Source organism: Brevundimonas sp. GW821-FHT10A07 (assembly GCF_059415785.1).
Genome location: NZ_JBWKNX010000002.1, coordinates 132,068 through 146,202, shown reverse-complemented (window position 1 = coordinate 146,202; position 14,135 = coordinate 132,068). Strand labels below are relative to the sequence as shown.

Here is a 14,135-nt window from a genome sequence, read left to right as displayed (position 1 = left end):
CCGAGGACAAGTTCGACCGCGACAAACCGGCCGTTTCAATCAGTCTATGCGCCGTCCCGGCGCAGGTCGTCCAGATCTAGGTCCAGCGGCGCGCGGCCTTCCAGAGCCAGCATCCGGCGGCTCCAGTCGGAACGGGCCAGGGTTCCCAGCGGTTGGCGCAGGGTTTTCGTCACGCCCTGACCGGTCGCGTTGGGGCACCGCGCCGAAGGGCGCGCGGGCGGGGCGGCGGGGATCTTGCGCCTGTCGGTCATGGGGGGAGGATGCCATGGAGCGTCTGCGCCGTCGATGAGCGCCCTTGCACCATCCCCCCGGCTTGATATGAGCGGGCCATGGCCAGCATCACCTATATCGAGCATGACGGAACCGAGCACGTCGTTGACGTGAAACCGGGGCTTTCCGTCATGGAGGGCGCGATCCGGAACAATGTGCCGGGAATCGATGCGGATTGCGGCGGAGCCTGCGCCTGCGCCACCTGCCATGTCTATGTCGATGAGGCCTGGCGCGAGGCGACGGGCAAACCCTCGGCCATGGAGGAGTCGATGCTGGACTTCGCCGAAGAGGTCGAGCCCAACAGCCGGCTGTCGTGCCAGATCCGCGTGTCCGACGCCCTGGACGGCCTGGTCGTGCGCCTGCCGGAAAACCAGCACTAGGACCGCCCGGCCGAAGCGGGCGATGACGGCTTTCGCCGCTTGAACCGTGCGCCCGGCGCCCCATCTGGATGCAGCGGCGCGGCGAAACCGGGCGTGAGGCGGGGGATTTCAGACGATTCATACGATTCAGACGGTGTTTTTCCGCAGGCCGAGTCTGAATTCCGCGCGGCGGGGCGCCGCCCTGGGTCACAGCGGGTCAATTCGCCGCTTGATGCCGGCGCATCCCGTCGCCATCTGAGCCGTTACGATCCTTCGACCCAGCACGGACCCCCGACATGACCTTCGCTGACCCCACCCTGGACCCCAATCTCTCGGGCGACCTGATCAAGGAGGGCACGGACGCCTCCTTCATGACCGACGTCATCGAGGCGTCGAAGCATCAGCCGGTCATCGTCGATTTCTGGGCCACCTGGTGCGGGCCGTGCCGGACCCTGGGTCCGGCGCTGGAGAAGGGCGTGCGCGCCGCCAAGGGGGCGGTGAAGATGGTCAAGATCGATGTGGACGCCAACCCGGCCTATGCGGGCCAGCTGCGGGTGCAGTCGATCCCCACCGTCTACGCCTTCGTCAACGGCCAGCCGGTGGACGGCTTCCAGGGCGCGATCCCCGACAGCCAGATCAAGGCCTTCATCGACAAGCTGACCGGCGGCGCCGGCGGCTCGACCGAGACGGCGCAACTGCTGGAGCTGGGCGAGGAGTCGCTGGGCCTGAACGACTTCGGCGGCGCGGCCCAGGCCTTCGCCCACGTCCTGTCGATCGAGCCCGAGAACGAGAAGGCCATCGCCGGCATGGCGCGGGTCTATCTGGCGAGCGGCGATCCCGAACAGGCCGCCCAGACCATCGCCATGGCCCCCCAGGACTCCAAGGAGCCGGCGGTCCAGAGCGTGCGCGCGCAACTGGCCCTGGCGGCCAAGGCGCCGACCGGGGCTTCCGCCGAGCTTGAGGCCAAGGTCGCGGCCGACCCCGACGACCACCAGGCCCGGTTCGACCTGGCCGAGGCCCAGAGCGCGGCCGGCGACTTCAAGGGCGCGGTCGATAATCTGCTGCACATCATCCAGGCCGATCGCGAGTGGAACGACCAGGCGGCCCGCAAGCAGCTGCTGGTCATCTTCGACGCGGCCGGCGTCAGTTCCGACGTCGCCAAGGACGGGCGTCGCCGCCTGTCCTCCATTCTTTTCTCGTAGGCGCCAAAACACCGGCCGCAAATAGCCCGCAGGGCGATAGGCCAAGCAACACCGGCCTCAAGCAGCCCGAAGGGCGATAGGCCAAGGAGACATGATGCCTCAAGGCTATGTTCGAGCCCTCGATCTGCCGCAGGTGATCCCGGTGTTCCCGCTGGAGGGGGCCATACTGCTGCCGCGCGGCCAGTTGCCGTTGAACATCTTCGAGCCGCGCTATCTCAACATGGTGGACGACGCCATGGCCGGGGACCGGATCATCGGCCTGGTCCAGCCCAAGGGCGGGACTCCGGCCCTGCCCGGCCTGTCGCCGGTCGGTTGCGCCGGGCGGATCACCGGTTTTGCGGAAACCTCGGACGGTCGGTATCTGATCACCCTGACCGGGGTGTCGCGGTTCCGCATCGCCGCCGAACTGCCGTCCAAGGCGCCCTATCGCCAGGTGCGCGCGGCCTTCGACGCCTATGAGGACGATCTGGCGCCCCCGCCGGAAGAGCCGGACTTCGACCGCCACGCCTTCCTCGACGCCCTGCGCGCCTACATGACCCACCGGCTGCTGGACATCGACTGGGATACGGCCGAGAGCGCGCCGATGGAGGCCTTGATCAACAGCCTGTCGATGGCCCTGCCGTTCGAACCGGCCGAGAAACAGGCCCTTCTGGAGGCCATGGGCCTGCTGCCCCGCGCCGAGGCCCTGACCGCCCTGCTCCGCATCGACGCCGCCGACGCCGGTGACGACGCGGCGCCGTCCATGCAATGACGGGCTCAAGTAGCGCGAAGCGCGGTAGCCCCCTAAAGAACCCTCAAGTAGCGCAAAGCGCGACAGGCCCAGAACAATGAGTGACGCCTTCAACACGCCCGTCTCCGTCGATCCCCGCCTGCTCGAGGTGCTGGTCTGCCCGGTCACGCGCGGCAAGCTGACCTACGACCGCGACGCGGGCGAGCTGATCTCCGTCGGCGCCAAACTGGCCTATCCGATCCGCGAAGGCGTGCCGATCATGCTGGCCGAGGAAGCCCGTCAGCTGGACTGACTTATACTCCGCTCATCCCGGCGAAAGCCGGGACCCAGTGCTTTGGGCGAAAGGTCGGTGTGGTTCGCACAGCCTTGTCCCCACGCACTGCCGAGCGAAAGAACTGGGTCCCGGCTTTTGCCGGGATGAGCGGATGGGGGTTTCACCGGTGTTCCGGCGTTCCCATCCCGTAAACCCGCTACATAGAGAAGGCCTACCGATGTTGAAAATCGCCATCCAGATGGACCCGATCGAGGCCGTCGACATCGCCGGGGACACCAGCTTCCTGATGGCCGAGACGGCCCAGGCGCGCGGGCACCAGCTGTGGGTCTATGATTTCCGCACCCTGGCGCTGGAGGAGGGCCGCCTCTATTGCCGCGCCCGGCCGATCATCGTGCGACGCGAGGTCGGCAACCACGTCGACTTCGGCGACTGGGTGAAGCTGGACCTGGCCGAGGACGTGGACGTCATCCTGATGCGCCAGGACCCGCCGTTCGACATGGCCTATGTCACCGCCACCTATCTGCTGGAGACGGTCCACCCCAGGACCCTGGTCGTCAACGACCCGGCCCAGGTGCGTTCGGCGCCCGAGAAACTGCTGGTCACCGCCTTCCCCGGCCTTCAGCCGCCAACCCTGATCTCGGCCGATCCCGTCGCCCTGAACGCCTTCCACGAGCAGCATGGCGAGGTGGTGCTGAAGCCGCTGCACGGCAACGGGGGCTCGGGCGTGGTCAAGCTGCGCGCCGACGACCCCAATCTGGACGCCCTGATCGAGATCCACGCCGTGGGCAGCCGCGATCCGCTGGTGATCCAGAAATTCATCCCCGCCGTGTCCAAGGGCGACAAGCGCATCCTGCTGATCGACGGCGAGCCGGTGGGCGCGATCAACCGCGTGCCGGCGGCCGGCGCCGTCCGCTCCAACCTGCACGTCGGCGGCACGGCCATGCCGGTCGAGCTGACGCCGCGCGACCTGGAGATCTGCGCCGCCATCGGCCCGACCCTGAGAGAGCGCGGCCTGATCTTCGTCGGCATCGACGTGATCGGCGACTATCTCACCGAGATCAACGTCACCTCCCCCACCGGCGCCCAGCAGCTGAAGACCTTCACCGGCGTCGACGCCACCGCCCTGATGTGGGACGTGATTGAGGCCAAGCGCGCCGCACAGGTTGCGTGATCGCCACTTGAATTAGATTTCAGTTCATGGTTCGTTCCTTCTCCGGGTGGGAGAGGACGTCATGGTCGCGCGGGTTGTCACGGTCGCCTTCGACGGGGTCGAGGCCCGGCGCGTGGACGTCGAGGTCCAGCTGGTCGGCCAGGATCAGCAGACGGTGTTCAACATCGTCGGCCTGCCGGATAAGGCGGTGGCCGAAAGCCGCGAACGGGTGCGGGGGGCCTTTGCCGGCATCGGCCTGGCGCTTCCGGCCAAACGGATCATCGCCAATCTGGCCCCGGCCGATCTGCCCAAGGAGGGCAGTCATTTCGACCTGCCGCTGGCCCTGGCCCTGATGGCGGCCATGGGGGTGATCGCGCCGGACGCCCTGGACGGCTGGGCGGCCATCGGCGAACTGGGGCTGGACGGCCAGATCGCGCGAGTCGGCGGCGCCCTGCCGGCCGCCGTGGCCGCCGACGCCATGGGGCTGGGGCTGATCTGTCCCGAGGCCACGGGGCCGGAGGCGGCCTGGGCCGGCGGCGCCCGCATCCTGGCGCCCCGCTCTCTGATCGCCCTGGTCAATCATTTCAAGGGAACCCAGGTCCTGCGCGCGCCGGAGCCCGGCCCGCTGGCGACCGGCGGCGTCGCGCCCGACCTGCGCGAGGTCAAGGGCCAGGAGGGGGCCAAGCGGGCGCTGGAGATCGCCGCGGCGGGAGGGCACAATCTGCTGTTCGTCGGCCCGCCGGGATCGGGCAAGTCGATGATGGCGCAACGCCTGCCGGGCCTGTTGCCGCCCCTGACCTCGCAGGAACTGCTGGAGACCTCGATGGTCTGGTCGGTCGCCGGCCTGATCGAGCGCGGCGCCCTGACCCGGGACCGGCCCTTCAGAAGCCCGCACCATTCAGCCTCGATGGCGGCCCTGACCGGCGGGGGTCTGCGCGCCAAGCCGGGCGAGGCCTCGTTGGCGCACAACGGAATTTTGTTCCTCGACGAACTGCCGGAATACAGCGCCCAGGCCCTGGATTCGCTGCGCGCGCCGCTGGAAACGGGCGAGATCGTGGTGGCCCGCGCCAACGCCCATATCCGCTATCCGGCCCGGTTCCAGCTGGTGGCGGCGATGAATCCCTGTCGGTGCGGCATGGGCGGGGCCGGGCGCGGCGCCTGCGGCAAGGCGCCCCGCTGCCAGCGCGATTACCAGAACCGCATCTCCGGCCCGATGTTCGACCGGATCGACCTGACGGTGGAGACCCCGCCCGTCACCGCCGCCGACATGACCCTGCCCCCGCCGGCCGAAGGCACGGCCGAGGCTAGGGCCCGCGTCGCCGCCGCCCGCGCCATGCAGGAGGATCGGGTCCGCGAGGCGGGGCTGGACCCGGCCCAGGGGCTGAACGCCCGCGCCTCGGGCGACACTCTGGATCGGTTCGCCACGCCCGACGAGGCGGGCCGGATGCTGTTGATGCGGGCGGGCGAGGCCGGGGGGCTGACCGCACGGGGCTGGACCCGCACCCTGCGCCTGGCCCGCACCATCGCCGACCTGGACGGCTGCACCGGCGTGCTGCGGCGCCACATCGCCGAGGCCCTGATCTATCGCCGCACCACCGTGGGCGCCGAGGCCGACTTCGACCGACGCCAGGCCCAGCGGGGCGAGGGGTCCGAGATCCGGGAGGCGACGCTGGAACAGACGCCCTTCCTCTATTCGTGAGAGGGGCAATCCTTAACCCGCCACCCCTATATTGCCGGTCTACGGAGACGATGATGGCGCGACGGGCGGCGACGAAACGGATCGAGACGCAGGCGACGCAGGCCGTGGATCCGGCCCAGCAGTTCCTGCGGCTGATGAGCCACGAGATGCGCACGCCGCTGAACGGCGTGCTGGGTATGATCAACCTCCTGCAACGCACCCGGCTGGACGGCGCCCAGCGCGCCTATGCCGAGAATGCGCGCCAGTCGGCCGAACATCTGCTCGGCCTGGTCAATGACCTGCTGGACTACGCCCGGCTGGAGGCGGGGTCGCTGGAGTTCGACCTGGCGCCGGTCGATCTGGAAGGCCTGGTGCGCGGCGTCGCCGAACTGCTGAGCCCGCGCGCCCACGACAAGGGGCTGGAGATCGTCTGGTCGGTCGCCGCCGACGCCCCCGACATCCTGGCCGACGAGGGCCGGCTGCGACAGGTGCTGTTCAATCTGGCCGGCAATGCGGTCAAGTTCACCGAGACCGGCGGCGTGCGTCTGTCGGTCGAACGCGTCACCCCGGATCCCTCCGACATGGACGAGGAGCGCGTCCGCCTGGCCTTCATCATCGACGACACCGGCCCCGGCGTGCCGGCCGAAGCCCGCGCCCGCATCTTCGAGGAGTTCGGCCACGCCGATTCCTCCGACGCCGTGCGCCATGACGGCGCGGGCCTGGGCCTGGCGGTGGTGCGCAAACTGGCGACGGCGATGGGGGGGACGGCTCGGGTCGAGGATCGACCGCACGGCGCCGACGCCGATGCTCGCGGCGGAGCCCGTTTCCGCTTCGAGGCCGGTTTCCTGCCCGTCGCCGGCCCGCGCGACACCCCGCTGCACGGCCAGACGGTCTGCATCGACTCGCCCGATTCCTTCGTCCGCGCCGCCGCCGCCGATCAGATCAAGGCGTCCGGAGGCAGGGTCGCCGCCAAGGCCCCGGTGACCCTGGTCGACCATGCGGGCGCCCCCGCCGGCGACCTGGCGCCTCTTCCGCCCGCAGGGCGGGGCGTCGTGCTGCTGAAACCGTCCGAACGGGACCTGATCCCCCGCTATCGGGCCGCCGGCTTCCACGGCTATCTGATCAAGCCCCTGCGCCGGGCCTCCCTGGCCGAACGGGTTCTGGCCGCCGTGGGCGCGGACCCCGCCGCCCCGACCGCCGTCTCCGCGCCTGAAGACGACCGCGTGATCCCCGCCCGGTTCGCCGGCGTCCGCGTGCTGCTGGCCGAGGACAATCCGGTCGGCGCCCTTCTGGCCCGCACCCTGCTGCGGCGCGAGGGCTGCACCGTCGAGACCGCCGCCACGGGCCATGAGGCCGTCGCCGCCCTGGCGCGCGCCCGCTATGACCTGGTCTTCATGGACATGCGGATGCCGGGCATGGACGGTCCCGCCGCCGCCCGCGCCATCCGCGCTGCGGGCGACGCCACCCCCATACTGGCCCTGACCGCCAACGCCTTCGCCGAGGACCGGCGCCTGTGCCTGGAGGCCGGAATGAACGACCATCTGGTCAAGCCGCTGGACGCCGAGGCCCTGCGCGCCGCCCTGGCCCGCTGGACGAAACGCGACATCCGCGCCAAGGTCGGCTGAGTTACAGGCGCCCGCGATTCCGGCCGCCGCCGGAGCCGTGCATGACCGATCAAGCCACCCCCGCCGAAGAAGTCGCAGCCCTGCGGCCTCAGCCCAAGGGATTTGGCGTCATCAAGGCCGCCTTCCGCGAACGTCGGACCTTGGCCATGCTTTTGCTTGGGTTTTCGGCCGGTCTTCCGTTCGCCATGCTGTTCGGCACCCTGAACGCCTGGCTTTCGGAGGTCGATGTCTCGGTCGCGACCATCGGCATCCTCTCCTGGGTGGGTCTTTTCGGCGCCTTCAAGTTCCTTTGGTCTCCTGCGGTGGGGCTTCGGCTGCCGCTGGTCGCACGAATGGGCCGGCGCCGGTCCTGGCTGGTCGTTTGTCAGTCGGTCCTCGCCCTGGTCTTCATCGTCATCGCCGCATCGCATCCGACAGGCGGCGCGATCGGTGTCCTGGCCATGGCTGCAGCCGTCGGCGCCTTCGCCTCCGCCACCCAGGACATCGTCATAGATACCTGGCGGATCGAGGCGGCCGATGACGGCCTGCCTGTCGATCTTCTGTCATCGGTCTATCAACTGGGATTCCGCACGGCGGCCCTGGTCGGCGGAGCCGGCGCCCTGGTCCTGGCCGATACGGCCGGCTGGCCGGCGACATTTGTGGCGGCGGCTGTCCTGATGGGGCTTGGCCTGGCCGGAAGCTTGATCGCGCCGGAACCGGCCGTCGTGGCCGATCAGGCCGTGGCGCGCGAGCGGGTAGGCTCGCCTCGGCTTCGCCGGGCCGCCCTGCTGGTCACCCTGGCGGCCTGGGCCTGGGCGGCCTTCATGTTGATCCGTTTCATGATCACCGCCCTGACGACCGTGCCCGCGCCGAGCGCGGGTCAGTTCATCCAGTCCTGGGGACCCGGCATTGTGGCGGCGGCGGTTCTGCTTCCGGCCGCTCTCGCTGGCGCCTTGGTCTGGCGCGGCCGGTCAGCGGTCTCGACGGGTCAGGAGTCGATGGGTGTCGGGGATCGATTCTATGATGCGATCCTCGCGCCCCTCGTCGAATTGATGGGTCGGCTCGGCTGGGGCGCCTTGATCGTCCTGGGCCTGGTGCTCAGCTATCGGATCACCGACGGCGTCTGGGGGCCGTTCGCCTATCCCTTCTATCTTGGTACGGAGGGCGGCGGCCTGGGGCGGACGATGACGGAAGTTGCTTTGGCGTCCAAGACTTTCGGCGTCGTCATGACCATCCTGGGCATCGGCCTGGGAGGTTGGGCTCTGGTCGTCGTCGGCCGCATGCCCTGTCTTCTGATCGGCGCAGTCCTCAGCGCCGCCACCAACCTACTGATGATGGACCTGGCGATGGGCGCGCCCGTCATCGACCCCTTCATGAGGGCGACGGGCCTCTACGGCCTGTTCGGCGCATTCGGAGTCGGAGAACCGTTGGCGCGTCTGATGGCCGCAATCGCCGGCGAGAATATCGCGGGCGGCTTCGCGGGCGCGGCTTTCGTCGCCTATCTGTCCGCCCTGTCCAACAGATTGTTCGGCGCGGTGCAGTTCGCCGTCTTTGCGTCCTTGGCCCTGCTTATCGGAACACTGGGGCGCGCGCCGTTGGGAGAACTGGTTGACCGCGAAGGCTTCGCGCCCATGTTCCAGTTCGCAGCCCTTATCGGGCTGGTCGCCGTCGCCTTCTGCCTACTGGAATGGGTTCGTCTTACGTTCGAACGCCGCAAATTGGAGCGTGCGACCGTCGGCGCCGCCGACTAGTCCGCTTCTGGTCGGATTACGAGACGGACGACGCCCAAGAAAAGGCCCGCCGGACGCCGGCGGGCCTTCTTCGTTCCAGCGTTGGCCGGTCCTAGTGCTTGGCGTTTTCGGCGCCCTGGCTGACGGCCGAACCGGCTGCGGAGACGTCGCGGCCGACGCCCGAGATGGTGTTGCAGGCCGACACGGCCAGGGCGGCGGCTACGATGGAGAGGGCGATGATCTTGCGCATGGTGAAAACCCGGATGTTATGGTCAAGCTGTCCCCCAACGCCGCGCCTGGGCATAGGTTGCATCAAGCGGCGCCATATCGCGATTTCGACCGCTCCCTGTTGGATCGTCGTGACGCTGCCCTGCTGACACGCTTGCGTCGGACGGGCGACGCCCCGAAGGTGGACGCCTGTTCTTCGAGGGGTTGTTCATGCGTCGTCTTCTGATCTCGTCCACCGCCGTCCTGGCGTTGCTGTCCGGCGTTCCAGCCCTGGCCCAGACGCCAAACGCGGCGCCGCCCGCCGCGCCGCCCGCCCAAGCCCAGAGCGAGGACGCGCGGCTGAACGCCTTCTTCGAAGAGGCCTTCCAGGCCCGCATCGCCCTCAGCCCGCAACAGATGACCTCGCTGGGCATCAAGACCGACTATGACAGGCTGGACGACGTCTCGGACGCCGCCGCCGACCGCGCCCTGGCCCTGTCCGAAAGCCAGCTGGCCCGGATGAAGACCGAGTTTGATCCGCAGAAGCTGGGACCTCAGGCGCGGCTGTCGTGGCGGATGTTCGAATACGGCGTCCAACAGGCCCGACTATCGAACCAGTGGCGCGACTGGGGCTTTCAGTTCGCCGCCAATGGCAATCCGACCACCAGTCTGCCCGTCTTCCTGATCAACAATCACCGCGTCTCCAGCGTCGCCGACGCCGAGGCCTATGTCGCCCGGCTGCGCGCCGCCCAGGTCCAGATGAGCCAGGTCGCCGACGAACTGCGCCAACGCGCGGCGGCCGGCGTGGTGTCGCCCCGCTTCGTTTTTGCCCCCTCCATCGCCAATACCCGCAACGTCATCTCCGGCGCCCCGTTCGACGACGGCGCCGACAATCCGGTCTGGGCCGACTTCAACAAGAAGGTCGCGGCGCTGGAGGCCGACCAGGCGACCAAGGACCGGTTGCTGTCCGAGGGACGCGCCGCCCTGACCGGCCCCTACAAGGCCGGGTTCGACACCGTGCTGGCGGCCCTGGCCGAGGTTCAGCCTCTGGCCGACAGCGACGCCGGCGTATGGCGCCTGCCGCAGGGTGAGGCCTATTACAACGCCCGGCTCCAGCTCTCGACGACGACCGACCTGACCGCCGACCAGATCCACCAAATCGGCCTGGACGAGGTCGCCCGCATCCAGGCCGAGATGGAGACCATCAAGGCCCAGGTCGGCTTCACCGGCTCGCTGCAGGAATTCTTCGCCTTCCTGAAGACCGATCCGCGCTTCCAGTATCCGAATACGCCCGAGGGCAAGGAGCAGTATCTGACCGACGCGCGCGGCTTCATCGCCCAGGTGATGGCGGCGGCCCCGCAATGGTTCTCGACCCTGCCCAAGGCGGCGCTGGAGGTGCGGGCGGTGGAGCCGTTCCGGGAGGCGACGGCCTCGATCGCCTTCTATAACTCCCCGGCGCCGGACGGGTCGCGGCCGGGCATCTATTACGTCAACCTGTCGGACATGACCCAGGTGCTGAAGCCCCAGATCGAGGGCATCAGCTATCACGAGGGGGCGCCCGGCCACCATTTCCAGATCGCCTATGCGCAAGAGATCGAGGGCCTGCCCCGCTTCCGCCGCTTCGGCGGTTACGGCGCCTATGCCGAGGGCTGGGGACTGTATGCCGAGCAGCTGGGCAAGGAGATGGGCTTCTATCAGGACCCCTATTCCGACTTCGGCCGGCTCTCGACCGAGCTGTGGCGCGCGGTGCGTCTGGTGACGGACACGGGCTTGCACGCCAAGCGCTGGAGCCGCGAACAGGCGATGGACTATTTCCGTCAGAACTCCCTGCTGTCCGAGCGCGACATCGAAAAGGAAGTCGAGCGCTACATCACCAATCCCGGCCAAGCGACCAGCTACAAGATCGGCGAGCTGAAGATCGAGGAACTGCGCGACCGCGCCAAGGCGGCCCTGGGCGACCGGTTCGACATCAAGGATTTCCACGCCGTGGTCCTGGGCTCCGGCTCGGTGCCGCTGGACGTGCTGGAAGACCAGGTCGATGGCTGGATCGCGGCGGGCGGCGGGGCGCCGACGACCTAGACACGCCCTTCTCCCTCCCCCTCGGGGGAGGGGGGTCGCGAAGCGACCGGGTGGGAGCGGCCCGGCAGGAACGCACTTGATGATGTCGGAAAAATTGCTGAGGACGGCGCTTTGCCGCCCCCACCCGACCTCGCTTCGCTCGGTCACCCTCCCCGGAGCGGGGAGGGAAAGGTCTGGAGTCGGATTTTTCCGACTTTATGTGTATGAGCCGCCGCCATGCCCTTCACCGCAACCGTCCTGACCATGTTTCCCGAGGCCTTTCCGGGCCCGCTCGGCGTGTCGCTGATCGGCACGGCCTGGCGCGAGAAAGGCTTGTGGAGCCTGGATACGGTTGACATTCGCGGCTTTTCCACAGATACGCGCGGCTTCCTGGACGACACCCCTGCGGGTGGCGGCCCGGGAGCCGTGCTTAAGGCGGACGTGGTGGCCCGGGCGGTGGATAGCCTGCCGGGACCGACCAACCCTTCTAGGGGGCGCCCGCTTTTGTACATGAGCGCCCGGGGTCGGCCCCTGACCCAGGCGCGCGTCAAGGAATGGGCGAAAGCCGACGGAATCGTCGTGCTTTGCGGCCGTTTCGAGGGGGTGGATCAGCGGGTGCTGGACGCACGCGGGTTCGAGGAGGTCTCGGTCGGAGACGCGGTGCTCGCTGGCGGCGAGGCGGCGGCCATGGTCGTGATCGAGGCGTGCGTAAGACTGATCCCCGGGGTGCTCGGCGCGGCAGACAGCCTGTCGTCCGAAAGCTTCGAGGACGGGCTTCTGGAACACCCGCAGTACACGCGACCGCGGACGTTCGAGGGACTGGAGATACCCGAGGTGCTGCTGTCGGGCGACCACAAGAAGGTCGCCAAATGGCGCGAGGCGCAGCGGGAAGAGACCACGCGGGAGCGACGACCAGACCTCTGGGAAGCGCATCTCGCCAAATCACAGGCAAAGAGCGCAAAGCTCGAGGAGAAATGACATGAACATCGTTCAACAGCTGGACGCCGAAGAAAAAGCCCGCGTCCTGGGCGAACGCACCATCCCGGTCTTCCAGCCCGGCGACACCCTGCGCGTCAACGTGAAGATCAAGGAAGGCGAGCGCGAGCGCGTCCAGGCCTTCGAAGGCGTCTGCATCGCCCGTGACGGCGGCGGCATCAGCGAGACCTTCACCGTCCGCAAGATCTCGTTCGGCGAAGGCGTCGAGCGTAAATTCCCCATTCTGTCGCCGAACATCGAGTTGATCGAAGTGAAGCGCCGCGGCGTCGTGCGTCGCGCCAAGCTCTATTATCTGCGCGATCGTCGCGGCAAGTCGGCCCGGATCGCCGAACGCCAGACCGTCCGTCCCGCCAAGGGCGTCGTGGTTCCGGAAACCGGTTCGGCCGCCAAGGGCGACGAAGCCTGATTTGACATTGTCGCGCGCGGCTTGAGCGCGGATCGTGCTGAAATGACGAAGGCCCCGGCGACACCGCCGGGGCCTTTTTCATGCGCGGTGACTGACCCTACTGCGGGTACAGGGGATTGGACGCGTCCCTCTGGCCTTCCAGGCTGCGATTCAGGTCGTGAACCTCGTCATGATCGGCCTTCACCAAGGCGTAGGCCCGACGGATGGTCTCGCGGGTCGTGGCCGAAATGCTGGCGTCTTCCAACGCCCTTTCGAACTTGGCGGCGATAAAGCCTTCGCCGCTGTCGATGGAGCCGACGACCGTGTCGTCGTTGCGCAGCAGGGCGTGTTTGACGTCGAGAAAGGCGCGGTGGGCCTTGGCCAGGATCGAGCCCTTGGACTCAGGGTCGCCGCCCAGGCCCCGCACGGCCTCGGACAGGTCGTCCGCCACCTGCTGGCGTTCGATGCTGCGGCGCTCGAACAGGTTGGTGTAATCGGGATCGCGGGATTCCACGGCGGCTTCGCCATAGCCGTCGGCGCTGTCCAGGGTCGTCTCGATCAGGCTGTTCAGAACCTTGATGTCGTGAGCGTTGGGATTGGTCATGTCTTCCGTTCCTCCGCGATTGCGGTCGAACGGCGGAATGGCTGGGCGAGGCCTTGGTTGCCGCCCCGCGACATCAAAGTTTGGTGCGCAGGGACCACAGTTCCGGGAAGCAGCGCTTGGTCAGGGTCGAGGCCAGATAGGCCGCACCCTCGGTGCCGCCGGTGCCGCGCCGCCGGCCGATGATCCGCTCGACCGTGACGACGTGCTTGTGCCGCCAGGTCAGCAGGGCGTCGTCCAGATCGACCAGCTTCTCGGCCAGTTGATACAGGGCCCACCAGCGCTCGGTGTCGCGATAGACCTCCAGCCAGGCCCCCTCGACGGCCTCGGACGGCTCATAAGGCTGGGTCACGTCGCGGTTCAGCACCTCGGCCGGGATGGACAGCCCCGCCTGGGCCATCTGGGCCAGGGCGTCGTCGTACAGGCTGGGGGCCGCGATGGCGGCTTCCAGCGCGGCCAGGGCCTCGGGCCGGTCCGCGTGGAACTTCAGGAAGCTGGCGTCCTTCAGGCCCAGCATGGCCTCGAACCGGCGGAACTGGTCGCTCTGAAAGCCCGAGGAGGAGCCCAGCGAACCCCGGAACCGCAGATAGTCCGACGGGGTCATGGTCGAAAGAATGTCCCAGCTGTGGGTCATCACCGCCTGGATGCGCGAGACCCGGGCCAGGCTCTTGTAGGCCGGGACCAGGTCGCCTGCGCGAACCAGCTGCTGGGCCAGGGCTGTCTCGTGCAGGATCTGCTTCAGCCACAGCTCCTTGGTCTGGTGGATGACGACGAACAGCATTTCGTCATGCTGATCCGACAGCGGATGCTGGGTAGAGAGCAGGTCGTCCAACGCCAGATAGCCGGCGTAGGTGATGTCGCTGGATTGGGTCATGCGCCGCTATCGCCCGC

General features: G+C 68.3%; 15 protein-coding genes. 11 read left to right on the top strand and 4 right to left on the bottom strand.

The genetic code is table 11. The annotated features are described in order from the left end of the window. Nucleotides 1-44: 44 nt before the first annotated feature. On the bottom strand, nucleotides 45-251 hold the full coding sequence (locus AC07NC_RS02200; protein ID WP_494568466.1) for a hypothetical protein: 207 nt from the start codon (nucleotides 249-251) through the stop codon (nucleotides 45-47). A gap of 78 nt (nucleotides 252-329) precedes the next feature. On the opposite strand from AC07NC_RS02200, the gene AC07NC_RS02195 reads away from it, so the two are divergent. The 8 genes from AC07NC_RS02195 to AC07NC_RS02160 all read left to right on the top strand — a co-directional run bounded on the left by AC07NC_RS02195 (nucleotide 330) and on the right by AC07NC_RS02160 (nucleotide 9,018). Continuing rightward, a complete protein-coding gene (locus AC07NC_RS02195; protein WP_008259676.1) occupies nucleotides 330-650 on the top strand; it encodes a 2Fe-2S iron-sulfur cluster-binding protein in 321 nt (106 codons plus the stop codon). Between the two features lie 275 nt (nucleotides 651-925). Then, nucleotides 926-1,831, top strand: coding sequence for a tetratricopeptide repeat protein (locus AC07NC_RS02190; RefSeq protein WP_492322532.1), 906 nt, complete (start codon nucleotides 926-928; stop codon nucleotides 1,829-1,831). A gap of 94 nt (nucleotides 1,832-1,925) precedes the next feature. Next, a complete protein-coding gene (locus AC07NC_RS02185) occupies nucleotides 1,926-2,582 on the top strand; it encodes an LON peptidase substrate-binding domain-containing protein (protein WP_369733966.1) in 657 nt (218 codons plus the stop codon). Nucleotides 2,583-2,658: 76 nt separating this feature from the next. Continuing rightward, complete coding sequence (locus tag AC07NC_RS02180) at nucleotides 2,659-2,853, top strand: Trm112 family protein (RefSeq protein ID WP_008261770.1); 195 nt, start codon at nucleotides 2,659-2,661, stop codon at nucleotides 2,851-2,853. Nucleotides 2,854-3,052: 199 nt separating this feature from the next. Further along, nucleotides 3,053-4,006 (top strand): glutathione synthase, encoded by a 954-nt coding sequence (gshB, locus tag AC07NC_RS02175; RefSeq protein WP_494568465.1) that lies wholly within the window; start codon nucleotides 3,053-3,055, stop codon nucleotides 4,004-4,006. 61 nt (nucleotides 4,007-4,067) lie between these two features. After that, nucleotides 4,068-5,684, top strand: a complete 1,617-nt coding sequence (locus AC07NC_RS02170) for a YifB family Mg chelatase-like AAA ATPase (RefSeq protein ID WP_494568464.1) — start codon at nucleotides 4,068-4,070, stop codon at nucleotides 5,682-5,684. Between the two features lie 50 nt (nucleotides 5,685-5,734). Next, complete coding sequence (locus AC07NC_RS02165; RefSeq protein ID WP_494568463.1) at nucleotides 5,735-7,288, top strand: response regulator; 1,554 nt, start codon at nucleotides 5,735-5,737, stop codon at nucleotides 7,286-7,288. Nucleotides 7,289-7,329: 41 nt separating this feature from the next. Continuing rightward, nucleotides 7,330-9,018, top strand: coding sequence for an AmpG family muropeptide MFS transporter (locus AC07NC_RS02160; RefSeq protein ID WP_492322594.1), 1,689 nt, complete (start codon nucleotides 7,330-7,332; stop codon nucleotides 9,016-9,018). A 91-nt stretch (nucleotides 9,019-9,109) separates the two neighbouring features. Here AC07NC_RS02160 and AC07NC_RS02155 read toward each other — a convergent pair whose 3' ends face one another. Next, on the bottom strand, nucleotides 9,110-9,247 hold the full coding sequence (locus AC07NC_RS02155) for an entericidin A/B family lipoprotein (RefSeq protein ID WP_008261150.1): 138 nt from the start codon (nucleotides 9,245-9,247) through the stop codon (nucleotides 9,110-9,112). 188 nt (nucleotides 9,248-9,435) lie between these two features. Here AC07NC_RS02155 and AC07NC_RS02150 point away from each other — a divergent pair, with 188 nt between their 5' ends. The 3 genes from AC07NC_RS02150 to rplS all read left to right on the top strand — a co-directional run bounded on the left by AC07NC_RS02150 (nucleotide 9,436) and on the right by rplS (nucleotide 12,664). Further along, nucleotides 9,436-11,283, top strand: a complete 1,848-nt coding sequence (locus AC07NC_RS02150; protein WP_494568462.1) for a DUF885 domain-containing protein — start codon at nucleotides 9,436-9,438, stop codon at nucleotides 11,281-11,283. 216 nt (nucleotides 11,284-11,499) lie between these two features. Continuing rightward, entirely contained in the window at nucleotides 11,500-12,240 is a 741-nt protein-coding gene (gene trmD, locus AC07NC_RS02145; protein ID WP_494568461.1) for a tRNA (guanosine(37)-N1)-methyltransferase TrmD, read from the top strand. A gap of 1 nt (nucleotide 12,241) precedes the next feature. Then, on the top strand, nucleotides 12,242-12,664 hold the full coding sequence (rplS, locus tag AC07NC_RS02140; protein WP_494568460.1) for a 50S ribosomal protein L19: 423 nt from the start codon (nucleotides 12,242-12,244) through the stop codon (nucleotides 12,662-12,664). Nucleotides 12,665-12,761: 97 nt separating this feature from the next. Here rplS and AC07NC_RS02135 read toward each other — a convergent pair whose 3' ends face one another. Both AC07NC_RS02135 and AC07NC_RS02130 read right to left on the bottom strand, forming a co-directional pair. Further along, on the bottom strand, nucleotides 12,762-13,247 hold the full coding sequence (locus tag AC07NC_RS02135) for a PA2169 family four-helix-bundle protein (RefSeq protein ID WP_490334309.1): 486 nt from the start codon (nucleotides 13,245-13,247) through the stop codon (nucleotides 12,762-12,764). A gap of 73 nt (nucleotides 13,248-13,320) precedes the next feature. Next, nucleotides 13,321-14,118: a tryptophan 2,3-dioxygenase gene (locus AC07NC_RS02130; protein WP_008262447.1), complete on the bottom strand. Its 798-nt coding sequence runs from the start codon at nucleotides 14,116-14,118 to the stop codon at nucleotides 13,321-13,323. Between the last annotated feature and the right edge of the window lie 17 nt (nucleotides 14,119-14,135).

Excerpts from the sequence above, each read along its gene's own strand:
- AC07NC_RS02200 (WP_494568466.1), bottom strand. The coding sequence starts at position 251 with ATGACCGACAGGCGCAAGATCCCCGCCGCCCCGCCCGCGCGCCCTTCG.
- AC07NC_RS02195 (WP_008259676.1), top strand. The coding sequence starts at position 330 with ATGGCCAGCATCACCTATATCGAGCATGACGGAACCGAGCACGTCGTT.
- AC07NC_RS02190 (WP_492322532.1), top strand. The coding sequence starts at position 926 with ATGACCTTCGCTGACCCCACCCTGGACCCCAATCTCTCGGGCGACCTG.
- AC07NC_RS02185 (WP_369733966.1), top strand. The coding sequence starts at position 1,926 with ATGCCTCAAGGCTATGTTCGAGCCCTCGATCTGCCGCAGGTGATCCCG.
- AC07NC_RS02180 (WP_008261770.1), top strand. The coding sequence starts at position 2,659 with ATGAGTGACGCCTTCAACACGCCCGTCTCCGTCGATCCCCGCCTGCTC.
- gshB (WP_494568465.1), top strand. The coding sequence starts at position 3,053 with ATGTTGAAAATCGCCATCCAGATGGACCCGATCGAGGCCGTCGACATC.
- AC07NC_RS02170 (WP_494568464.1), top strand. The coding sequence starts at position 4,068 with ATGGTCGCGCGGGTTGTCACGGTCGCCTTCGACGGGGTCGAGGCCCGG.
- AC07NC_RS02165 (WP_494568463.1), top strand. The coding sequence starts at position 5,735 with ATGATGGCGCGACGGGCGGCGACGAAACGGATCGAGACGCAGGCGACG.
- AC07NC_RS02160 (WP_492322594.1), top strand. The coding sequence starts at position 7,330 with ATGACCGATCAAGCCACCCCCGCCGAAGAAGTCGCAGCCCTGCGGCCT.
- AC07NC_RS02155 (WP_008261150.1), bottom strand. The coding sequence starts at position 9,247 with ATGCGCAAGATCATCGCCCTCTCCATCGTAGCCGCCGCCCTGGCCGTG.
- AC07NC_RS02150 (WP_494568462.1), top strand. The coding sequence starts at position 9,436 with ATGCGTCGTCTTCTGATCTCGTCCACCGCCGTCCTGGCGTTGCTGTCC.
- trmD (WP_494568461.1), top strand. The coding sequence starts at position 11,500 with ATGCCCTTCACCGCAACCGTCCTGACCATGTTTCCCGAGGCCTTTCCG.
- rplS (WP_494568460.1), top strand. The coding sequence starts at position 12,242 with ATGAACATCGTTCAACAGCTGGACGCCGAAGAAAAAGCCCGCGTCCTG.
- AC07NC_RS02135 (WP_490334309.1), bottom strand. The coding sequence starts at position 13,247 with ATGACCAATCCCAACGCTCACGACATCAAGGTTCTGAACAGCCTGATC.
- AC07NC_RS02130 (WP_008262447.1), bottom strand. The coding sequence starts at position 14,118 with ATGACCCAATCCAGCGACATCACCTACGCCGGCTATCTGGCGTTGGAC.